Origin of the sequence: Fictibacillus phosphorivorans, assembly GCF_007673525.1 — a bacterium.
Classification (GTDB): domain Bacteria; phylum Bacillota; class Bacilli; order Bacillales; family Fictibacillaceae; genus Fictibacillus; species Fictibacillus phosphorivorans_C.
The window spans coordinates 94175-117165 of record NZ_VDZU01000002.1; the positions used below are offsets into that span (position 1 = coordinate 94175).

At 40.5% G+C, this 22991-nt stretch carries 20 protein-coding genes; 9 read left to right on the forward strand and 11 right to left on the reverse strand.

Annotation, left to right across the window (positions count from 1 at the left end; genetic code table 11):
- Nucleotides 1-186 (forward strand): hypothetical protein (locus tag FS458_RS20900; protein ID WP_222122240.1); only part of this gene is annotated, 186 nt, incomplete at its 5' end.
- Nucleotides 187-189: 3 nt separating this feature from the next.
- On the opposite strand, the gene qoxD is transcribed toward FS458_RS20900, so the two are convergent.
- From qoxD to FS458_RS18130, 5 genes are all read right to left on the reverse strand, one after another.
- Entirely contained in the window at nucleotides 190-612 is a 423-nt protein-coding gene (gene qoxD, locus FS458_RS18110; protein WP_144704059.1) for a cytochrome aa3 quinol oxidase subunit IV, read from the reverse strand.
- The gene (gene qoxC, locus FS458_RS18115) at nucleotides 605-1225 is read right to left on the reverse strand and encodes a cytochrome aa3 quinol oxidase subunit III (RefSeq protein ID WP_144704062.1); all 621 of its coding nucleotides are present in this window, start codon (nucleotides 1223-1225) and stop codon (nucleotides 605-607) included. Before qoxC ends, qoxD begins: the two co-directional genes overlap by 8 nt.
- A 14-nt stretch (nucleotides 1226-1239) precedes the next feature.
- Nucleotides 1240-3180, reverse strand: coding sequence for a cytochrome aa3 quinol oxidase subunit I (gene qoxB / locus FS458_RS18120; protein ID WP_144704065.1), 1941 nt, complete (start codon nucleotides 3178-3180; stop codon nucleotides 1240-1242).
- An 18-nt stretch (nucleotides 3181-3198) separates the two neighbouring features.
- Entirely contained in the window at nucleotides 3199-4179 is a 981-nt protein-coding gene (gene qoxA, locus FS458_RS18125; RefSeq protein WP_370630126.1) for a cytochrome aa3 quinol oxidase subunit II, read from the reverse strand.
- 408 nt (nucleotides 4180-4587) lie between these two features.
- Nucleotides 4588-5940 carry an L-cystine transporter gene (locus FS458_RS18130; protein WP_186320657.1) on the reverse strand — a complete coding sequence of 451 codons (1353 nt, stop codon included), beginning with the start codon at nucleotides 5938-5940 and terminating at the stop codon, nucleotides 4588-4590.
- A gap of 388 nt (nucleotides 5941-6328) precedes the next feature.
- Here FS458_RS18130 and FS458_RS20855 point away from each other — a divergent pair, with 388 nt between their 5' ends.
- Together FS458_RS20855 and FS458_RS18135 are read left to right on the forward strand one after the other, a co-directional pair.
- Nucleotides 6329-6490 (forward strand): hypothetical protein, encoded by a 162-nt coding sequence (locus FS458_RS20855; protein WP_186320646.1) that lies wholly within the window; start codon nucleotides 6329-6331, stop codon nucleotides 6488-6490.
- A gap of 141 nt (nucleotides 6491-6631) precedes the next feature.
- Nucleotides 6632-8188 carry an ABC-F family ATP-binding cassette domain-containing protein gene (locus FS458_RS18135; protein ID WP_144704074.1) on the forward strand — a complete coding sequence of 519 codons (1557 nt, stop codon included), beginning with the start codon at nucleotides 6632-6634 and terminating at the stop codon, nucleotides 8186-8188.
- A 52-nt stretch (nucleotides 8189-8240) separates the two neighbouring features.
- Here FS458_RS18135 and FS458_RS18140 read toward each other — a convergent pair whose 3' ends face one another.
- Nucleotides 8241-9218: a nuclease-related domain-containing protein gene (locus FS458_RS18140; RefSeq protein WP_144704077.1), complete on the reverse strand. Its 978-nt coding sequence runs from the start codon at nucleotides 9216-9218 to the stop codon at nucleotides 8241-8243.
- A gap of 238 nt (nucleotides 9219-9456) precedes the next feature.
- Nucleotides 9457-11367, reverse strand: a complete 1911-nt coding sequence (locus FS458_RS18145) for an ABC-F family ATP-binding cassette domain-containing protein (RefSeq protein WP_144704080.1) — start codon at nucleotides 11365-11367, stop codon at nucleotides 9457-9459.
- Nucleotides 11368-11787: 420 nt separating this feature from the next.
- Between FS458_RS18145 and putP the strand changes: the two genes are divergently transcribed.
- Nucleotides 11788-13263, forward strand: a complete 1476-nt coding sequence (gene putP / locus FS458_RS18150; protein WP_144704084.1) for a sodium/proline symporter PutP — start codon at nucleotides 11788-11790, stop codon at nucleotides 13261-13263.
- A 39-nt stretch (nucleotides 13264-13302) separates the two neighbouring features.
- Here putP and fni read toward each other — a convergent pair whose 3' ends face one another.
- Genes fni through FS458_RS18165 form a run of 3 tightly spaced genes read right to left on the reverse strand, consistent with a single transcriptional unit; the run spans nucleotide 13303 to nucleotide 15955 of the window.
- Nucleotides 13303-14346, reverse strand: a complete 1044-nt coding sequence (fni, locus tag FS458_RS18155; protein ID WP_313957542.1) for a type 2 isopentenyl-diphosphate Delta-isomerase — start codon at nucleotides 14344-14346, stop codon at nucleotides 13303-13305.
- Nucleotides 14306-14851, reverse strand: a complete 546-nt coding sequence (locus FS458_RS18160) for a glycosyl-4,4'-diaponeurosporenoate acyltransferase (protein WP_186320647.1) — start codon at nucleotides 14849-14851, stop codon at nucleotides 14306-14308. Before FS458_RS18160 ends, fni begins: the two co-directional genes overlap by 41 nt.
- Nucleotides 14852-15955: a glycosyltransferase gene (locus FS458_RS18165; RefSeq protein ID WP_144704090.1), complete on the reverse strand. Its 1104-nt coding sequence runs from the start codon at nucleotides 15953-15955 to the stop codon at nucleotides 14852-14854.
- A 258-nt stretch (nucleotides 15956-16213) separates the two neighbouring features.
- Between FS458_RS18165 and FS458_RS18170 the strand changes: the two genes are divergently transcribed.
- The 5 genes from FS458_RS18170 (at nucleotide 16214) to FS458_RS18190 (ending at nucleotide 21774) form a co-directional block, all read left to right on the forward strand.
- Nucleotides 16214-17719, forward strand: coding sequence for a phytoene desaturase family protein (locus tag FS458_RS18170; RefSeq protein WP_144704093.1), 1506 nt, complete (start codon nucleotides 16214-16216; stop codon nucleotides 17717-17719).
- A gap of 2 nt (nucleotides 17720-17721) precedes the next feature.
- Nucleotides 17722-18561, forward strand: coding sequence for a carotenoid biosynthesis protein (locus FS458_RS18175; RefSeq protein ID WP_186320648.1), 840 nt, complete (start codon nucleotides 17722-17724; stop codon nucleotides 18559-18561).
- A gap of 5 nt (nucleotides 18562-18566) precedes the next feature.
- The gene (locus FS458_RS18180) at nucleotides 18567-19673 is read left to right on the forward strand and encodes a glycosyltransferase (protein WP_144704099.1); all 1107 of its coding nucleotides are present in this window, start codon (nucleotides 18567-18569) and stop codon (nucleotides 19671-19673) included.
- The gene (locus FS458_RS18185) at nucleotides 19670-21160 is read left to right on the forward strand and encodes a phytoene desaturase family protein (RefSeq protein WP_144704102.1); all 1491 of its coding nucleotides are present in this window, start codon (nucleotides 19670-19672) and stop codon (nucleotides 21158-21160) included. The genes FS458_RS18180 and FS458_RS18185 overlap by 4 nt, the downstream gene beginning before the upstream one ends.
- A gap of 110 nt (nucleotides 21161-21270) precedes the next feature.
- A complete protein-coding gene (locus tag FS458_RS18190) occupies nucleotides 21271-21774 on the forward strand; it encodes a GNAT family N-acetyltransferase (RefSeq protein ID WP_144704104.1) in 504 nt (167 codons plus the stop codon).
- 374 nt (nucleotides 21775-22148) lie between these two features.
- Here the strand turns inward: FS458_RS18190 and FS458_RS18195 are convergent, their stop codons facing one another.
- A complete protein-coding gene (locus FS458_RS18195; RefSeq protein WP_144704107.1) occupies nucleotides 22149-22991 on the reverse strand; it encodes a phytoene/squalene synthase family protein in 843 nt (280 codons plus the stop codon).

The window sequence follows — 22991 nt, forward strand, 5'->3', positions numbered from 1 at the left end:
ATTTTTCATATGGCGCTCGTATTTTTCATATGGCGCTCGTATTTTTCATATGGCGCTCGTATTTTTCATATGGCGCTCGTATTTCATACTCGCGCCCCTACCACTCCATTCTTTGCTTCCTTAAGTACCTCAAAAAAGCCTCTTGCTAAAGAAATAATCCCTAGCAAGAGGCTTTCAAATGTTTAATTATTATTCATGACTCCCATGTTCACCCGAATCATGCTCACTACCTCCACCATGATTCTCATGGTTTTCAGTCTTCGGTGAGTGCTGGTGCTTATCATGCTTCGCGTGACCTGCTGCCATTACCCAAACAGAACCGATTACGATAACAATCGCAACGAATGCTGCAAATAGGATGTTACCGATCTGTACACGGCTCGTTAAGTTACTCTTCGTCGAGTTCTCTGTTACGTGCATGAACATCAAGAGCTGAAGAGCAGCTTGTAGGAAAGCAAAACCGAAAATGATAATTAAAATCCAAGTCATTGATAGATCTGTTTCAAGCGCAATCCAAAGTGCGAATAGTGTTAGCACGATGGATAACACAAAACCGATTAAATGTTTCCACGGAAAGCCGTGGTGTTCATTAGCTACAGTTTTATTAGCCATTATGCATCACCATCCCCATCAGATAAACGGCTGTGAAGATAAAGATCCACACTACGTCTAAGAAGTGCCAGTATAGACTGGTGATGAAAACTTTTGCAGATGTAGCTGGCGTTAGACCGCGCTTAGCTACTTGAATCAAGACCATCGTTACCCAGAAGATACCGAACGTTACGTGAGCACCGTGAGTACCTACAAGAACGAAGAACCCTGACCATGCTGCACTTGTACCGATATTAGCACCTTCGTGAATGAAGTGTAAGAACTCTTCAATCTCAAAATAAAGGAATCCAAGACCAAGACCTAAAGTGATGGCCATCCAAGTGATCAAACCTTTTACATTTTGACGGCGCATCTCATGAACCGCAAGTCCACAGGTAAAACTACTTGTTAAGAGCAAGAACGTTTGGATTAACAAACTCTTTACTTCAAATAGCTCACCAGGTGATGGACCATCAGCGATACGATGTTCTAAAACCATATAAGTTGCAAATAATGTCGCGAACAACGCGATTTCTGCCCCGAGGAAAATCCAGAAACCGAGAATATTTAAACGCCCAGTCTCCGAACGATACTCTAAAGGCGTGTTGGGGTCGTGTGTTTCTGCATGTGCCATTTTTTCACGCCTCCTTATTTAGAAATCTTTTCTGTTTCGATTACTTCTTCAACACTTACATAATAACCATCATCATACTCGAATGAACGATAGAACAATGTTGCAAACACACCGATCATTCCAGCGATCGCCATCCACATCCAGTCGAACACCATTCCGAATCCGGCAACAAAGAAGAAGGATGCCATGATGAATGGAACACCAGAGTTACTTGGCATATGAATCGGTTTAATATCTTCAACTTTTAACTTCTCAACTTTTCCAGCTTGCTTCTGTCTCCAGAAGTGATCAAGACCTGTTACTTCAGGAATCTTAGCAAAGTTATAGAATGGAGGCATTGCTGTAGGCGTAGACCATTCTAAAGTACGGCCATCCCAAGCATCTCCAGTTGTTTCACGCTTCGCGTAACGGAAGCTGTAGTACATGTTGTAAACAAGGATTAAGAATGCGATCCCCATCATGAATCCACCGATCGTAGATACCATGTTCAATGGACCCCAGCCAGACTCTTCGCTGTACGTGTAAACACGACGAGGCATACCGTCTAGACCAAGGAAGTATTGTGGGAAGAAACATACGTTAAATCCGATTGTGAATACCCAGAAAACCCATTTACCGATACGTTCGTTCAGCTTGTAACCAAACATCTTCGGATACCAGTAGATCAAACCAGCGAAACAAGCAAATACTGTACCTGCGATCAACACATAGTGGAAGTGAGATACTAGGAAGTATGTGTTGTGGTACTGATAGTCAGCTGCTGCCATGGCTAGCATGACACCTGTAACCCCACCGATTACGAAGTTCACGATAAATCCGAGTGACCAAAGCATCGGCGTCGTAAATTGAATCTTACCTCTGTACATCGTAAACAACCAGTTAAAGATCTTAACCCCGGTCGGTATACCGATCGCCATCGTTGTGATGGAGAATACAGAGTTAACAAGTGCTCCTGAACCCATCGTAAAGAAGTGATGGACCCAAACCAAGAAACTGTATCCTGCGATTAAAAGCATAGACCAGATCATGGCTTTGTAACCAAATAGCGTTTTTCTAGAGAACGTAGAGATAATCTCTGAGAACATACCGAATGCCGGCAGTATTACGATATATACCTCTGGGTGACCCCATAGCCAGAAAAGGTTCGCCCAAAGCATATCCATTCCTGCTCCTTGAAGAGTGAAGAAATGGCTGCCGAATAAACGGTCAAATGTCATAAGTGCTAGTGCAACAGTAAGAATCGGGAAAGCGAAAATAATGATAACCATTGTTACAAGTGATGACCAAGTGAACATTGGCATACGGAACAATGTCATTCCCGGCGCACGCATCTTAAGAATCGTAACTAAGAAGTTAATACCCGTTAAGAGCGTACCAATACCTGCAATCTGTAGACCGAGCAGATAATAGTTCTGTCCAGGTCCTGGACTGAGCTCGTTACTCGCAAGCGGCATGTAACTCGTCCAGCCTGCTGATGGAGATCCACCGATAACGAATGAGATGTTGAACAACATCGCACCAATAAAGAACGTCCAGAAACTAACTGCGTTTAAATATGGATAAGCTACGTCACGAGCTCCAATTTGTAATGGAACAACAACGTTAATCAAACCAATCAAGAACGGCATCGCCATGAAGATGATCATGATCGTACCGTGTGTTGTAAAAATTTCGTTATAGTGCTGTGAATCGAGGAACTTAGCCTCTGGAACCGCTAGCTGTGTACGCATTAAGAGGGCATCTACCCCACCGCGGAACAGCATCAATACAGCGGAAACGATATACATGATACCTAGTTTTTTATGGTCAACTGTTGTAAGCCATTCGTCCCACAACCATTTCCATTTTTTATATTTAGTAAGATAGAACAGGATACCCACCATCGTTAGTACGATGGATACGTCAGCACCATAAATCATCGGGTCGCCTGTTACGAAAAATTCATCCCATTTCATATTGAAATGCCTCCTCTGTTAATGGGCATGAGAATCCCCATGAGACTCTGATTCAGATTCTTCTAGCTTCTTCATCTCTTCTTCACGCTTCTTCTTTTCTTCCTTCGCTGCTCTTGAGTGAGGAATCTTCTCTTCATAACCCAAACGTTCGCGAGCATCTAACGCGTATTCAGCGTTTGTAGCATGGTCTACCCAATCTAAGTGAGTAGAAGAGAAAGTCATTTCTTTCACATGACCAGGAAGCATCAGCTTGTCATACTGCCCCTTCGAAAGCTCAGGAGCATCAGCTTTTGTTTCGCTCGCCCATTTTTCGAACTCTGCATCGGACATTGCCATCACATCAAACGTATGATTAGTAAATCCTTCACCAGTAAAGTTGGAGTTACGTCCTTCATACGTCCCTTGCTCGTCAGCTTGCAGGTAAAGCTCTGTCTCCATGCCAGCCATCGCATATTTCTGACCACCTAATTGAGGTACCCAGAACGATGCCATCGAATCAGCTGAAGTCAGCTTGAACAAAACAGGTCGATCTTCAGGAATATGAAGATAGTTAACTGTTTCAATATCTTGCTCTGGATATGAAAACACCCATTTCCAGTTTACAGATGTTGCATGGATCACCAATGGCTTTTGATCTTTTGACTTTTCAGGAGGTCCTTCAAGAGAATAGATACTCTTTACCGTTGGAATCGCTAATGCAATAACGATGATGATAGGAATGATCCACCAAATCGTTTCAAGAAGATGACTTCCTTCATTATCAGGATCATAGCCTTTATGGTTTTTGCGATCACGATATTTATAAACAATAAAAGCAGTAAGTGCGTAAACAACTATTAGGATAAATAACATAAACCAGATGGAATACATGATCAGATCCCTCTGTTCTGCTCCTACAGGTCCTTTTGGATCTAAAACAATCATATCGCTGCAGCCGCTAAGCATAAATACGGCCATCAATAACCCGAATGTAAAAAACGGCTTAAACCGTCGCATCACCAGGTCCACCTTCCTTTCTCTATTTACAAGCATTTACTTTTGCCTAATAAAAAACGAACCAAGAGTGATTATAGAGCATTGTGAATTAAATCACAATTTAAAACATAGGCAAAAATTTAAATGACAAAAACCTTTGCTTTCATAGTACCAGAATCCTAATAAATGTGACTCTATCCACAACAAATGTCACGATTACTTCAAATAAAGCTCACAACTTTATCACAGTTTCGACATAGAATGTTCACGATTTTGGAAGAGACTTCTTCCATTGGTAAACAGTCTTGAGCTTTTTAAAAGTTCAGTTTTTACTTTTTACCCTAAAACCAACCAACATACACCTGCCTATGTAATTTTTTCAAATAAAAAACGACCTTGCCTGTATAAGACAAGATCGTTATTATTTTACTTTTATGCGCTTACTTCAACTTGATTTTCGGTATCATTATAAACATTCGTATCGAGCTGATTCTGCACCTTACTTGTTAAAAGTCCAGAAGTCATCGAACCACTTACGTTAACAGCGGTACGACCCATGTCGATTAATGGCTCAACAGAGATCAATAGACCTGCTAAAGCGATAGGAAGATCCATTGCGGAAAGTACCAGGATCGCCGCAAACGTCGCTCCGCCTCCAACACCTGCTACACCAAATGAACTTAGTGCTACAACTACCACCAGCGTCAACAAGAACGATGGAGACAACGGATCGATTCCGACTGTTGGAGCGATCATGACCGCAAGCATCGCCGGATAAATTCCAGCACATCCGTTTTGTCCGATCGAAAGACCGAATGAACCTGAGAAGTTTGCGATTCCGTCAGGTACACCCATGCTCTTTTGCGTACGAATATTTAAAGGAAGTGCGCCTGCACTCGTACGAGATGTGAAAGCAAAGGATAATACCGGGAATGATTTCTTCATATAAGTAATTGGATTCAAACCTGCAAATGTTAAAAGCAACAAGTGAATTCCGAACATGATCAGCAATGCTACATATGAAGCAATTACGAACTTACCGAGTTTTGCGATTGCATCCATATCACTTAGTGCAACTGTTTTCGTCATTAGAGCGAGAACCCCATATGGAGTTAGACGAAGAATCAACGTTACTACTCGCATGATGACTGCATAAAACGCATCAACAATTTTAGCAAAAAGCTCTGCATGCTCCTCTTGCTTGCGTTTGACTCCAAGATAAGCCACGCCCAAGAATGCAGCAAAGATAACGACAGCGATCGTCGAGGTCGGACGAGCTCCTGTGAAATCTAAGAATGGGTTAGCTGGTAATAATGAAAGAACCTGTTGTGGAAGCGTAAGATCTTTCACTTCAGCAAACGTTCCTTCCATCTGCTCACCGCGCGCTGTTTCTGCATCTCCTTGCTCGATCTGAACAGCTTCGAGATCAAAAACTGTTGAAGTTGCAATTCCGACAACCGCGGCAATTGCAGTTGTACCTATTAAGATTCCTATGATCAATCCACTAAGTTTTCCGATGTTACCTTTTAAGTTCAGACGCGTAAACGCTGAAAGGATCGAAATAAATACGAGTGGAACAACGATCATTTTTAAGAACGTTACATAACCACCGCCGACTAGATTGAACCAGTCAGTCGATTTAGCTGCTACCTCAGAGTCAGCTCCATACCCGTACTGAAGTCCAAGTCCGAACAAAATCCCTAGACCAAGACCCGTAAAAACACGCTTAGAGAATGAAACGTGCTTTTTTTGCATGTAATACAAAACACCCAATAGTATAAGCATAATTGCAATATTCGATAAAACTAAACCAGTAGTCACCTACAAGCCCCCCTTTAGTTAACTAAATTAAATTAATACAATTAAACCCATCTGTCAAGTAGGGATTACCAGTAGAACGTTTTTTGGCTGCCACCTCCTCACACAAAAAAAGACAAGCTTTTAATAAGAGTAAGCCCATCATTAGTGTGTTTATGCCGTAGTCACAGGTGAAATATTTAGTTGTGATACAGATATATTCAACTTAAAACTAAGATATGCTTGTTTTTGTAACAAATTCTTATGACTTGGTACTAGAATGAATCTCGACGGTGTCATATCCATGATGAAATGATTCATAAATACATCTGTATGTGGGCAAAATAAACTTTAAAGAGATTGAGGAGTGAAAAATATGGCACGCGGAAAATCGTTCGAACATAAAAAACAAGGTCATCCGGGAAGATTTCCTGATAATACCCTTCAGAATCGATTGGTTGAAAAGTCGGATGAAACAGATTCAGTGAACCTTGCAACAAAAGAAGCATTTAAGAACCGAACTGGTGAGCAAGAATAGATGACGATCATGGCACTCTTGGAAAATCTTCCATGGGTGCTTTTTCTTTTTTAAGATTACGTATGCACCTATTGAGTTCCTTCCCCATTCAATACTATAATCAAGAGGGTACAAATTACTGACAGAAAAGGTGTTATATAGATGAGTATTTTAACGGTGCAAGGCTTAAGCCATGGTTTTGGCGATCGTGCCATATTTAATGATGTTTCCTTCCGCCTGCTTAAAGGTGAGCACATCGGATTGATCGGTGCTAATGGTGAAGGTAAATCAACATTTATGAATATTATTACAGGCAAACTAAAGCCTGATGAAGGTAAAGTAGAATGGGCTAAAAAGGTACGTGTCGGCTATCTTGATCAGCACACGGTCCTACAAAAAGGCATGTCGATCCGCGATGTGTTGAAGAGCGCGTTTCAATACTTGCTTGATATGGAAAACGAAATGAACAGCATGTACGAAAAAATGGGTGAAGCGACACCTGAAGAGCTTGAAAAGATGCTTGAAGATGTTGGTGTCATTCAAGATACATTAACGAACAACGACTTTTACGTGATCGATGCAAAAGTTGAAGAGATCGCGCGTGGACTTGGTCTTGATGATATCGGTTTAGACCGTGACGTACACGATCTAAGTGGTGGGCAGCGTACGAAAGTATTGCTTGCTAAGCTTTTATTAGAAAAGCCAGAGATCTTATTGCTGGATGAGCCGACAAACTATCTGGATGAACAGCATATCGAGTGGCTGAAACGCTATCTGCAGGAGTACGAAAATGCGTTCATCTTAATCTCGCATGATATTCCTTTCTTAAACAGCGTTATCAACTTAATCTATCACATGGAAAATCAAGAGTTAAACCGTTATGTTGGAGATTACGACCACTTTAAATCTGTCCATGAGATGAAAAAATCTCAGTTGGAAGCAGCATTTAAACGTCAACAGCAAGAGATTGCCGGATTGAAGGATTTCGTTGCACGTAACAAAGCACGTGTTTCCACTCGAAACATGGCCATGTCCCGACAAAAGAAACTTGATAAGATGGATGTTATTGAACTCGCTAAAGAAAAACCAAAGCCGGAGTTCAATTTTAAAGAAGCGCGCACACCAAGCAAACTGATCTTTGAAACGAAAGATCTTGTTATCGGATATGACGAACCACTTTCTAAACCGTTGAACCTGCGTATGGAACGCGGTCAAAAAATTGCTTTAGTCGGTGCGAACGGTATCGGTAAAACAACTTTACTTCGCAGCATCCTTGGTGAGATCACCCCTGTTTCAGGTTCCGTTGAGCGCGGTGAAAACCTAGAGATCGGTTATTTCGAGCAAGAAGTGAAGTCAGCGAACTATAATACATGTATCGATGAAATCTGGAGTGAATTTCCTGGTTTCTCACATCATGAGGTTCGTGCTGCTCTCGCGAAGTGTGGCCTAACGACTAAACACATCGAGAGTAAAGTTGAAGTACTAAGTGGTGGTGAAAAGGCGAAGGTTCGTCTATGTAAGCTAATCAACCACGAAAACAATGTTCTTGTTCTCGATGAGCCAACAAACCACTTAGACGTAGAAGCAAAAGACGAGTTAATGCGTGCATTGAAGGCTTTCAAAGGCAGTGTACTGTTGATTTCCCATGAACCTGAATTTTATAAAGAAGTTGCAAATGACGTCTGGAACTGTGAAAGCTGGACGACGAAAGTGTTTTAAGTAAATCTGTTTGCTAGCCCTCATCTTTGGATGGGGGTTTTTTATTTGGGAGTTATTTTGGTAATGGGATGGTATAGGTTGCGGCTTTTCTTGAGCCATTTGGTTTTAAATCCAAAGCACGGAGAATTTTATACATGCTAGTAGAGGAATTAAGATGCAAGAAGTTTCGTAATTCTTCATTTTTAACTTGAGGATTTATCAAGAGTCCATAATCATGAATAGCTTTTATATGTGCATCAGCATTCTTATTAGAACATGTTAAACAAAGCCAGTGTCTCATTGCTCTTTTCATCGGTAAGTTACCACAATTAGGGCAAATAACTCCTGTGGCTAAATCCTCTTTTTTTATCTCATATTGTTTTAAAATATCAATATTTATCTGTTTATGATTCTTTATTAAAAGTTTACTCAATTTCTTTATATCTTTTTGAGATAAATGATTTTGAGTATAATTCTTAGTCAAACGATGAATCGTCAGAATCAAGTCTTTGCCTCTAACAATTTTATTTTGACTTTTCTTATATGAAGGAGAAATTTTAATTACTGAGTGAATATTAGTTATTACTACCAAATAAAAGATAGGGATATCAGCAAACTTATAGGAGGAAAGCCATTCCTTAAAACATGAAGCTTGAAATTCAACCTGTATAATCGGATCAGGAAACGCTTCTTCAATACCGTTTCTGGTGCGAATCACTTGGTTAAATTGATGGTCAAAATACAGGTTTCCTATTAAATTCTTAACTTCTATAATTAAACAATAGTGTGGAGTTATGATGAGAGAATCAAGCTGGAAGTATTGTTTTTGCGTTTTATCTCTTGGGAGCCTTAAATCGTGGAAAATATAATAGTTTTCTACAGGTAAATCACTTAAATGATAATCAAGGGACTTCTCTCCATTAAACCCAGCATTAAATTTTGCCCTATCACTTAAAATATCCGGTTTTTTGGAGAAATTCAGAGGCATTCTTTCTAATAATGAATCTAGTTTGAAAAGTGTTAACGGTTTTGTTCTTTCTTTTACTATCAAATCATCACCTCACGCTTAATTTCCTTATAAAAATTCAACAATTGTCACTAATTTTCCTTTCATGAAAAGGAGAAATTTTTTTATAAGTCCTCATACTGATTTATAAGTCTTCAAAAAAATTTATAAGTCTTCAATGCATTTTATAAGTCCTCAAAAATTTTTATAAGTCTTCATCCAAATTCTCCGCTTTTACAGTGTAAAAAACACCCCCTGCTAACAGCAAGAGGTGCCCACCCAATCAACTATTCATCTCTTCCACTAACAGAGAAAGCTCTTCCCATCGTTCCATCGCAGCTTCAAGTTCACTCTCCACTTTTTTCTGATCAGCCATAAGCTCGCTGATCTTGCCAAAATCACTGCCAGCAGCGACAATTTCCGATTCGATCTGTTCCTTCTTCTCTTCAAGGTTCATGATTCGTTCTTCAATCGTATCCCAATCTTGCTGATCTTTGTACGACAGCTTTTTCTTCTTTTCTTTACGATGCTGTGCAGGAGTTTCCGTCACTTCTACAGACGCAGTCTCTTTCTTCACCGCAGCGGCTCGTTCATCACGTTCTTTCTTCTCGTCCATATAGTCCGAATAGCTGCCTTGAAACCTTACAACCTCTGTGTTTCCTTCGAATGCGAGAAGATGATCGACGACACGGTCTAAAAAGTAGCGGTCATGGGAAACCGTCAGCACTACGCCAGGAAAATTTTCTAAATACTCTTCTAAAATCCCTAACGTTTGAATGTCCAAATCGTTTGTAGGCTCATCCAAAAACAGCACGTTCGGCTCTTCCATTAATACCTTTAGCATGTACAAGCGGCGTTTCTCTCCGCCTGATAACTTACGAATATACGTATATTGCATATAGCGTGGAAACAGGAACCGTTCCAGCATCTGTTCAGCCGTAATCGTCTGACCATCTACCGTCGTGATGACCTGTGCCGTTTCTTTAATATAATCGACTACGCGCAAGTTACCGTCGAGCTCTTCATGATCTTGTGTGTAGTAGCCGATCTTAACCGTTTCCCCTACTTCAACGGAACCTGAATCAGGACTCATTCTACCTGCTAACATATTTAATAAAGTTGTTTTTCCACTTCCGTTCGGCCCGATGATTCCAAGTCGTTCACCAGGAACAATTAAATAATCCAGGTCTTTAACTAACTCTTTTCCATCTAAACTTTTGCTCAAGCCTTCTACTTCAATCACTTTTTTACCAAGTCGTTGAGATCCGATCGCAAACTCAACAGAGCCTTTCACTGCAGGACCTGTTTCTTCTTGCAAAGTTTCAACTCGTTGAATTCTAGCTTTCTGTTTTGTAGTTCGCGCTTTCGCACCACGGCGTAACCACGCTAATTCGCGGCGAAGTGTGTTTTGTCGCTTATCTTCGTTCTGAATGGCGATTTCTTCACGTTCAGCCTTTTTCTCTAAGTACGTTTCGTAGTTCCCCTCATAAACATAAAGTTTCCCATTATCGAGCTCAAAGATGTTGTTAGTTACGCGGTTTAGGAAATAACGGTCATGGGTAACCATTAATAAGGCGCCTTTATAGTTTCCTAAGAACGTTTCTAGCCATTCGACCGTTTCATTATCAAGATGGTTTGTAGGCTCGTCCAAAATCAGTAGATCTGCAGGTTGAATGAGTGCTTTTGCGATCGCCACACGCTTCTTTTGCCCACCGCTCAAATGCTTCACTTGACGAGAAAAGTCACGAAGACCAAGCTTTGTGAGCACCGTTTTTGCGATGGTGTTCGCTTCCCATGCCTCATTTTCATCCATCTTTTGCTGACTGTTCATCAAACGCTTCAGTTTCTTTTCGTTTGATGGATCAGATTCCAGATCGAGGAGGGCTTGTTCATATTCCCGCATCGTTTTCATGATGAGAGAATCACCAAAGTAAATTTGGTCAAGAACGGATAACTCTTCATTGAGTTCAGGTTCTTGTGCCACATATTCAATCTGAAATGTGTTCGCATGAGAGAGTGTTCCTCGTTCCGCTGGTTCGAACCCAGCTATTGCTTTTAATAACGAGGACTTACCTGTTCCATTCGGTCCGATGAGTCCGATTCTTTGCTTATCGCTGATTGAAAAAGTGATATCGTCAAACAGCGTTTTTTCACCATATGTTTTATATAGATTTTCAACTAATAAAATACTCAAAACCATATCATTCCTTAGGCTAATGTCTTTGCATTCTATTGTAGCTTAACCCTGTCAGAATAGCATCTTTCGGTTATGATTTGCATTCTTTTTGGAATTTTTGTTATAGTGTAAAACATGTTCTGAAAAGAAGTGGGCACGTTTTTTGCTCAAAACGGATGCCACCTATTTTCAATTCACACATCGGCTTTGCTTTTTTCTTGTAGTTGATGCTGGGTTTTAAATTAATCCGGCAAGATTTTTAATGCGTTTATTTACCGCGCTTTTGACTTCAAGTTTTTTTCTGCTATTCCTCGCAAGCTCTTTTTGCAAATAAAAAGCTCTAAGAAACAACCTGCCAACTTTTTCATAAACAAGTCATCCGTTGAGCAAACTAACATGACCCATTTCATGAAAAAAGAAAAGGAGAGAAATTTTTACATGCAAACAGGAGTTATTATTTCTTTAGTTATTTACATGGCCGGTATGCTTTATATCGGATATTGGGCTTACAAAAAAACATCTGATCTAAATGACTACATGTTGGGTGGAAGAGGATTAGGTCCTGCAGTTACTGCACTTTCAGCCGGAGCATCAGACATGAGTGGTTGGATGATGATGGGTATTCCAGGTGCGATGTTCACTGACGGGATCAGCTCAATTTGGATCTCTGTCGGACTCGCTATCGGTGCTTATCTAAACTACATTCTTGTAGCACCTCGTCTTCGTACGTATACTGAAGTCGCAGATGATTCCATTACCATTCCTGATTACCTTGAAAATCGTTTTAACGATACACAAAAGATTCTACGAATCGTTTCTGGACTTGTAATCATTATCTTCTTCACACTTTACGCATCTGCTGGACTTGTATCTGGCGGTAAGTTGTTTGAAAGTGCATTCGGTACAACTTATCTAACTGGTATGTTGATTACGGTTGGGGTAGTTGTAGCTTATACACTATTTGGAGGATTCCTTGCAGTAAGTTGGACGGATTTTGTTCAAGGCTGTATCATGTTCGTCGCATTAATCTTAGTGCCTATCGTTGCGTTTACTGATATCGGTGACACGCAAACAGTTATCGATACAGTTCGTGGGGTTGACCCATCCCTTCTTCAAGCAACAAAAGGATTGACCACTCTTGGGTTGATATCGTTTTTAGCTTGGGGACTCGGTTACTTTGGACAACCACATATCATTGTTCGTTTTATGGCGATCACATCTGTAAAAGATATTAAAACAGCAAGAAGAATCGGTATGAGCTGGATGATTATCTCTCTTATCGGTGCATCTCTCACAGGATTGATTGGTGTTGCTTGGTTTGCTAGAGAAGGAAGAGAACTTGCAGATCCTGAAACAGTATTCATCGAATTTGCTAACTTGTTGTTCCACCCGCTAATTACTGGTTTCTTATTAGCAGCCATTCTAGCTGCAATCATGAGTACGATTTCTTCTCAGTTATTAGTTACATCCTCTTCTGTTACAGAAGACTTTTATAAGCAATTCTTAAAGAAAGATGCTTCTCAGAAGGAACTCGTTATGATCGGCCGTATTGCGGTACTTATTGTAGCCGTAATCGCTGTATTGTTGTCATTGAACCCTAGTGATACCATTCTTAGCCTCGTAGGTTATGCATGGGCAGGATTTGGTTCAGCTTTCGGACCGCTTATTCTGTTAAGTCTCTTCTGGAAGAAGATGACGAAGTGGGGTGCTTTAGCAGGTATCATCGTTGGTGCTGTTACAGTTCTTACTTGGGTACAGTTCCCAGACCTTAAAGAACAAGTGTATGAGATGATTCCTGGATTCTTCTTAAGCTTAATCGCAATTCTTATTGTGAGTTCATTAACGAAAAATCCATCTAAAAAGGTTCAAAACCAGTTTGATGACATGGAAGAGACACTTGATGATTTAAAATAATGTAAACAAAAAGCGTTCCTGACTACAGGAGCGCTTTTTTTATACCTTCTTAATAAGTCGATCTGAATGTGCGAGTTCTTCTATACGACCAGCACCAATTCCAAACATCGCTGCACGCATCTCAAATTCAATGCGTTCCATCTGTATGAGCAGCGCCTCAACATCATTTTCTACAGCAGATGGCAGTAGTAGTCTTCCAAAACCAGCTAGATTAGCACCTAAAGCAATTGATTTTGCCGCATCAACACCGTTTTTGAGCCCCCCGCTTGCAATCAATGGAGTGGAAAAATTATTTTTCCTGACCGCAAGGATGCTTTCAGCAGTCGGCAGTCCCCAGTCTAGAAAAGCTTCCGCTGCTTCTTTTCGAATGCTGTCGTTCGAACGATAGCTCTCTACTTGTATCCATGATGTTCCACCTGCACCAGCTACATCAATGAACTGAATACCCGCGGATGTAAGGCGGTCTGCCGTTTTTTCATCAATTCCCATTCCTACTTCTTTTACACCGACTGGTACATGGAGAGAATTTGCGATTTCTTCAATCTTAGATAGCAAATGAGAAAAGTTCGTATCGCCTTCTGGCTGAAACACTTCCTGTAACGTGTTTAAGTGCAATACAAGCATATCTGCTTCAGCCATCTCAACTGCTTGTCTACATTGATCGATCCCAAAGTCATAATTGAGCTGAACCGCTCCAATGTTTGCGATGATCGGAATATCAGGAGCATACTTCCGAATCTGAAACGTATAAGCAAGATCCTCGTTCTCAACCGCAGCTCTCATTGATCCGAGGCCGATCGCCCATCCTTTTTCTTGAGCGGCCATCGCTAACTGCTGATTTATTTGATAGGCAGTTTCTGTTCCACCTGTCATAGAAGAGATTAAAAATGGCGTACGCATCTCTTTGTTTAAAAATGTGGTTGAAAGTGTAATTTCATCAAATGATAGCTCAGGCAATGCGTTAGGAATGAATCGATAGTTTTCAAGTCCTGTCGTAATGTTCTTACCTTCAACATCTTCGTTCAAACTAATTCTAATATGTTCAGTTTTCCGCTTTTCCGTAAGGTCCTTCGAAATATCCAACAACTTTCCTCCTCTTGCGTTCCAGTGTTTTATTCTTTTGATCCAGGATTCGAATCAGCCTGAACCTGTTATATCTTTGAATAAATATAAAGGGTAGATTAAACAGAACGGCGTACATGATCATGATATTGCCGATCCAAACAGGGTTCCACAAGAAAAACAATAGAGCTGGTGGCATAGACAGCCAATGCGTTAGTTCTGCGCGACGTGTTTCCGCTAAAAAACGGGATAAATACTCTAGGGAATCTCCTTCTAGTGTTTTCTTCGCGAATCCTCCCTTATAAAAATCACCACCATCTGGCAATATGGTTTTCCATTTACGTATTCCTATTTTTTCATAACATCCTCCACTTTTTTCCCAACCAAAAGCTGAATCCCATCTGCTCTCTTTTGTAAAATTAGAAAAAGGAATTCGATGAATGATATAAGCCACAGTTAAATGAAAGATGAGCCAGGCAAGTATATTGATCACTACCGTCCAAAACGGAGAAAGTTCAATCAGCATTTACACATCCCCTTTTTCAGAAACCGAGATTTCTCTACCTTTCCACTTTACTTCTTTTTTGATCACACTCAAAATAAAAGACCAAATGTACACCACAGAAAAAAACAAGAAGTGCGCAGGGTGTGTTAAAGCTGAAAAAAACGTAGCCGTTCCAATCTTCTTCATTAAGGTCTTAATCTGAATAGCATAAAGCAGATAGAAGATTCCCCAAATCACCATTTCGCTCACATCTTGAACCATTAAAAATGGAAGCTGGATAGCAAGACTTATTCCTCCGGTAATCCAGGCAACAGTTAACACTAGGGGTATGAATGGGGTTTTGGCAGAACCAAGTGCGAAGCTTTTACACCATCCGAAAAATAGTGCTGAAAGACCTTCTGCATACATTCGAAAATAAACCGCCTTGTATCCTGAGAAACAAGTAACGTTCACATTTTGATTCATAGCTACTCTGCCCATTTCCATATGTTCAAGAACTTGATGTCTAATCCCTTCATGACCACCTATCTCTGTATACGTTTCTCGGTCCACCATAAGACACGGACCAAATGCTCCAGCAGTTTTTTTTCGAAATACCGTAAAGCATTGCATGGCCGCCATTACGATTATGTTAAATAGCGAAGATAATTTTTCTCCGGCACTCTTCATCTGATGAAACGGTTGAACACTGATCAATCCCCTGCTTCTTTCCCATTCACCGCACAAGCGTTCAATTCCGTCTATCTCAATTTCTAGATCTGCATCCAAAAATAACAATAAAGAGCCTGTAGCATGTTTTGCTCCATTCCAACATGCCCATGGTTTGCCTAACCAGCCGATTGGAAGACGTTCTGGCTTTACAACGGTAACACCGAATTCCCGAGCGACTTCTTCAGTTCGATCTTCAGAATCATCGTTAACAACGATCACTTCATGAAGCTTTATACTTTGGCTGCTCAATGTCGGCAATAAATTTTTTAAGTTTGCTTCCTCATTCCTTGCGGGAATAATAACTGAAACAGAATGTGGTTCATGAGGACCTTTAGCACTTAGCGTGCGAATATTCCATAGCATGAACCATCCACAAAGCCACATGATCGATAGATACAAAAGTGTAGAAAACATGTCGTCTGTCTCCTTTAAAGTAAAGTTATAGTTACAGCTTTGGCTTTGTATTCTTTTTTCAAACAATTCTCAAAAAAAGAGGAATTTTTGTATTCAGTCAAGAACTGAAAATAAAGAGTCACTTTTTGAATATGTTTAAAAAGCGTTCAATAATTTTACAATGGTTGTACATAAACTATACAATACAGAGGAACAGTCGTACAGCAACAGCTAAGAAACAACCTTAACCTTTCAATCCCAATACCGAGGAGGATTTTGATGAAGAAAAAAGTGTTAGTTGTAGGCGGCGGACTTGGAGGCTTATCAGCAGCTCTTCGATTAGCAGCTGATGGTCACGAAGTAACTGTACTTGAAAAGAATGAACGTATCGGCGGTAAACTCAATCAGCGTTCTGGAAAAGGCTATACCTTTGATACGGGTCCTTCCATCTTAACGATGCCATGGGTACTTGAACAGCTGTTTGAATCGGCTGGAAAGAACATTCACGATTACATAAACATCCAGCGTATCGAGCCACAGTGGAGAACTTTTTTTGAAGATGGCACTGTGATTGATGTAACGAGCGACCTACCAGAGATGCTGAAGGAAATCAATAAAGTGAATCCGCAAGATGCTGCTTCATTCTTTAAGTATCTAGATTATTGCAGCCAAATGTACGAACTTAGCATGAAAAGTTTCTATAAGAAAAGTTTATCAGGATTGAACGATCTGCGTACTCTTCACAGCTTCAAAGAACTGCTTGCGATGGATCCAGTAAAATCAATGGACCAAGCAACGAAAAAGTTCATTAAAGACAAACACCTTCAACAACTATTTAATTTCTTCATCATGTATATCGGTTCCTCCCCATATCAGGCACCAGCTGTTCTTTCTCAGTTGATTCACGTGCAGCTTGGACTTGGTATTTATTATGTAGAAGGCGGAATGTACAAAATTGCTGAATCGATCTTAAGTGTTTTAAACGAATATAACGTTGATGTTCGAACGAATCAAAAAGTAGTAGGAATCTTAACAGAAGGTACTACGGCTAAAGGGGTAAAACTTGAGAACGGCGAAGAGATGTATGCAGATATCGTTGTTTCTAACTTAGAAGCGATCCCAGCATACAAGACTCTTCTTTCTAATCATCCGCAAGCTAAAAAAGCGGCTGAAGATCTAAGTAAATACGAACCTACTGTTTCAGGTCTTGTCTTATTGCTTGGCGTTGATAAAAAGTACGACGAGTTCGCACATCACAACTTCTTCTTCTCTCAGAGTGGGGAAAGAGAATTTGATCAAATCTTTAACACGGGTATTCTTGCTGATGATCCTACAGTCTATGTGGGAATCTCTTCAAAAACCGATCCGACTCAAGCACCTGAAGGGAAAGACAACTGGTTCGTTCTCACACACGTGCCTCCTCTTAAAGAAGGCGAAACATGGGAAAGCAACCTTGAGAGCTATCGCGAGCTCGTCTTGAACAAGCTTGAGCGAATGGGAGCTAAAGACCTGCGCCAGCACGTTGAATGGGAATACACGTTTACTCCTGACACTTTAAAAGAATTGTACGGACCGAACGGTGGCTCCATCTACGGTATTCGAACAGACCGCAAGATGAACGGTGGATTTAAAATACCAAGCAGAAGCAACCAATTTAACAATCTATATTTTGTTGGCGGCTCTACACACCCTGGCGGCGGCGTTCCAATGGTAACTCTATCAGGACAGCTGACAGCTGATTTAATAGGTGAAGATTTAAAAAATGTTTCAAAGGAGATCGGGTAATATTGCAAACAGCACAGCAGCATGGCACCATCGATAAAGTCCTTTTTCGGTTCTTTATCTTTTGGTATAGCGTAGGATTAATACTTCTTGTTTTTGATATTCTTCCACCTGCTCTCGAGTGGGCAAACAGTGTGTTTTTAATCGCATGCGGTGTTCTTGGAGGATTTTACTTTTATCGAACGTACGGTAACTTTGGCGCTATTTTTACTTTATTCGTTCTGTTTGGAAGTATCGTAGCAGAGAGTATCGGGGTCAAGACCGGTTTGATTTTTGGTCAGTATAATTATAGCGATCAGCTCGGTTTACAATGGTTAGGCGTACCAATTGCCATCGGATTCGCGTGGGTGATGATTATTGCTGTCTCTCACGCGATCGCTGGTGGTATCGTTAAACCATTTAAAGGTCAAACAGCTATAAAAATACCACTCTATGTTGTTACAGGTGGTCTTATTGCTGTAGTCATGGATGGAATAATCGATCCTGTTGCATACCTTGTTAAAGGTTACTGGTTCTGGGATGGGTCTGGGATCTATTATGGCATACCGTTGCAAAACTTTGTTGGCTGGTTTCTTTTAGCTAGCTTCTTTCATATCACTCTAGTTACAGGATTGAACATTACGAAGAAAACTGCAACAACTCAGCATCCTTATTGGCATTCTCGCACGATTGCCGTGTTTATGATGGTCACGAGTATGTTTGTCGTACTAGGATTAACATCAGAGCTGTATCTAGCCTCAATCGGTGTGACTCTCGCTAGTATCATCCTGTTGAGTTTATATCGTATAAACAATAAACCACTTTCTCTAAATCGCAATATAGCTTACAGCCCGGGGAAAAGGTGATATTCATGGTACTTCTATTTATTACAGCTGCCACTCTCTTTTTAGCAGCAACCCTATTTAATAGTATCTTTTTACCCTCTCTAAAAAAGCCCTCATTCAGGGCTTCTCATTCAGAGAGGGTTGCTGTTTTTGTACCGATGCGGAATGAAGAGAAAAACGTAGCCGGTCTCGTCAGCACTTTAAAAGGACTCACGTATCGTGAAATATCCTTTACTATCCTTGATGATCATTCAGATGATGATACATATAACTCGCTTTTGAAACACATCGATAACGATAGCCGTTTCAGCGTTTTACAAGGGAAGGAGCTTCCTTCTGGCTGGGCAGGTAAAGTGCATGCCTGTCACCAGCTTAGTCAAAGTGCAACAGGTGATTATCTTTTGTTTATCGATGCGGACGTTCGACTTCATCCTCATACGATCGAGACTTCACTCGCATTATTGAAGAAGCGAAAAGCTAGTCTATTATCTGGGTTTCCAAAATTTCCTGTAACTCTCTTTTTTGAGAAGTTGATTGTTCCTCTGCAGCATTTTGTTATCCTTTTTCATCTTCCTCTTCTTTTTGCGAACTTTACAAAATGGCCTCCAGCAACAGCAGCACACGGTGCGTTCATGTTGTTTAAGAGTAAGGATTACCATGCCATTGGCGGTCATGCTAGCATTAAGGATTCATTAGTTGATGATGTAGACTTAGCCAAAACTATGAAACGAGCGCGTTATAAAGTTGTTCTCGCTAATGTAACGAAGTATGTTTCTTGTTATATGTACTCGACCAATAAAGAAGTTTGGAACGGATTTACAAAGAACTTGTTTCCTGGATTAGGACGTTCCTTCTTTCTCGTTGCTTTCTTATCTCTTTTTTATACCGGATTTTACATAGCTCCTTTACTCTTTTTCATATATGGCATATTTACTAATCAACTATTATGGCTGCTTCCTTATTTCATTACAGTCATTCAAAAGGCATATGTCGACCTGTTAACGGGACAAAAAGCTTATCTGGCCTTTACTATGCCGTTATCCGCAGTAGGGTTGGTCGTGCTTGTGAATGCCTCTATGTGGAAAGCACTTGTAAAGCAAGGCTACGAATGGAAAGGACGTTCTTATCAATGAGAAAAATCGCAATTGTCGGAGGCGGCCTCGGTGGATTATCGGCAAGCATCTCACTTGCTAGTAACGGATGTGAGGTTCATGTCTATGAAAAAAACGAGCATTTTGGCGGTAAATTGATGCCTGTAGCTTTAGGTTCTCATACGTTTGATTTCGGACCGAACACCATCACGATGCCTCAAATATTTGATGAGGTGTTTCTGGATGCAGGTGAGGATCCTAGAGACTATTTTGAATGGATCAAATTAGATACGCATACTCGAAATATTGGTAGCAATGGCGAAATTTTTGAGATGTCGACAGATGTAGATCATGTGCTGAATCAATTAAAAAAACTTGATCCCTATGCGGCACAGCGCTATCACGATTATCTTTCTGAAGTGACTCGTTTGTATCATCTAGCAGAAAAAGAATTTTTCCCTAGAACATTTACAAGTATGAAAGATTATCTTTCACCCTCACTGTTTAATGCTTTTACGAAAGTGAGACCGCTGCAATCCATGGACAGCTTTCATCATAAATACTTTAAGCATCCGTTGTTGCTGCAAACCTTTAACCGGTATGCCACTTACATAGGTTCATCGCCCTTTCAAGCACCTGCTACATTCTCTCTGATCGCTTATCTAGAGATGATTCAAGGTGTTTATTACGTAAAAGGCGGCAACGTAAAAATTGCCGAAAGCATGGTGCGACTAGCAGAAAAGCTAGGGGTACATTTGCATACAGAAGTAGAAGTAAAAAAAATAAACGTGACAGAAGCTGAAGCAAAATCTCTGATCCTTTCAAATGGACATGAAGTGGCGTTCGATGCTGTCGTAATGAACGGAGATCTACTTGAAGCGTATCCTAAACTCGTAGAAGAGCGCCACAGACCTTCTATGAAGAACAAGAAAGTGGAAAGTTATTCTCCTTCGATTTCTGCATTTGTTCTTTTAGTCGGCTTAAACAAACGGTTAGACAACCTATTGCATCATCAAGTGTATTTCTCGAATGATTACAAACGGGAGTTCGAAATGTTATTCAACGGAGAATATCCTGATGACCCAACCATCTATATTTCAAATTCATCTGTGACTGATCCATCCGTCTCACCTGAAGGAGACAACCTTTTTATATTGGTTAACGCACCGCCTATACGAACGTCTTCTTCTAAAAGCCTGGATGAGTTTGAGCAATACAAATATTTAGTGTATGACCGTCTAGAGTCGTTCGGTCTTCATATACGGCCGCATATCCTTCACGAGAAGATGATAACCCCTCACGACATAAAATCAAAATTTGGAGCTTTTCGAGGGGCATTATATGGTATATCAGCAAATGAACGTAAGAACACGTTCCTCCGCCCATCTAATCGCTCTAAAGATATCCATAATCTGTACTTTGCTGGAGGTACAACGCATCCTGGAGGCGGCTCCCCGATGGTCATCATGAGCGGCCGCAATGTCGCCCGTGAACTGCTGAAGGGGTCAGTCCCCAAACAATTATCATAAATCAATGAAAACGAGCAAACGCCCGAAGAGTTTGCTCGTTTTTAAATTTCTCTGTCATACTCTTTCCATTTTGTGGTACACTATTTTTTAAAAACATTGGGGGATATTGTATGGAAGTCCGTCTTTTAAAACCTGAAGATGCAGAAGCTTATTGGGAGCTTCGACTTGAAGCATTAAAATCAAATCCAGAAGCGTTTGCTTCAAGCTACGAAGAAGCGATTCAAAGAAAAGACCCACTAAAGGAAGTAGCGAGCAGATTACAAGAAGAAGGAAGTTTTACGTTCGGCATGTTTGATGAAGATCAGTTGATCGGCAATGTAACGTTAGTCCAAGAAAAAGCTTTAAAGATGCAGCACCGCGGCAACATTTATGCCATGTACGTAAGCGCTAATAACCGTAAAGCAGGTGTCGGTCGCTCTTTGATGAAAGCCGTTATCGAACATGCAAAACGTATACCTGTTCTTGAAAAACTGAACTTAACAGTTGAAGCTAACAATGAAAAAGCAAAGAACCTTTACACTTCGCTCGGCTTTAAGACTTACGGGTATGAAGAAAAAGCACTTAAAGTAGATGGTCATTTTCACGATGAGGAGCACATGGTGCTATTTTTATAGTATTTTTCATGGTCTTTCCCTTTTAATAGTATTTATCTAAAAATTATCCTTTCTTTGTCCATTTACTCCTTAAATATGAGCTAAGTTTGTACTTGTAACCTCTTTACGGATATACCGTCTAGGGTATGAAGCCCGTTAATACTAGAAATTTTCACCTATAATTCTAGAAATTAATGAATTAATACGGCGAGATTCGAAAGTATTCGGCGAGTTTTTCAGATATATCGGCGAGTCGACATTATTCTACTCTTACTACACTGCTCTATACCCCTCTCTCAAATAACTTGACCAACTAAAACAGAAACTAAAAACTCAAAAAGAGCTGACAACACAGGTAACAGCCACCTGGGTTCTTCAGCTCTTTTACAATCGGCTTATTTCACAGCAATCTGCTTCAACAGCTCTCCTTTTTCAGCACTTGACACAAATGCTCTTCCGGTAAAAACTTTATAATGCTGCTTACGTACTTTGTTTAGAATTTCTCGATAATAGATCGCTGCTAGTTGGACAGGCATTCGAGATTCAATCGGATAATGCTCTAATGTTTCATTAAATTTTGCATAAAAGACTTCTGCACGAAGCGCTAAACTCTCCCATGCCGCGATAAAACGAGCATCTACCACTTCATTTTTCAAATCCTCTTCTGTATAACCATGTTCAGCCATTACTTTTGATGGAACATATACTCTGTCACGGTCTAAATCTTCCGCGATATCCCGTAATACATTCGTAAACTGCATGCCGATCCCAAGTGCGATTGCTCCTTCGCGAAGCCGATCTTTTTGTTCAGGAGCTAATATAGGTAATAGCATCAAACCGACTGTACTGGCAACGTGATACGAGTAGTACTCTAGCTCTTCCACTGTCTCGTAATGTGTCTTATACAGATCCATTTCTTGTCCTTTAACCATATCTAAAAAGGCTTGGTGATCCATCTCGAAGTTTTGAAAAACATCCTGCAATGCGATCCACATTGGTTCGGCTGCAGGAATTTCGCCTTTAAGAAACTGATTAAACTCTGCCTTAAAGACAGCTAGCTCTTTCTCGGGGCTATCTCCCTCATCTACAATATCATCTACCGTTCTGCAAAATGAGTACACGGCCCAAACGGCACGTCGTTTGTCTTCTGGTAAGTATGAAAATGCTTTGTAAAAGGTTTTAGAATGAACTTTAATGATCTCTTCACAATGAGAATACGATTCCTGAACCGTTACCAA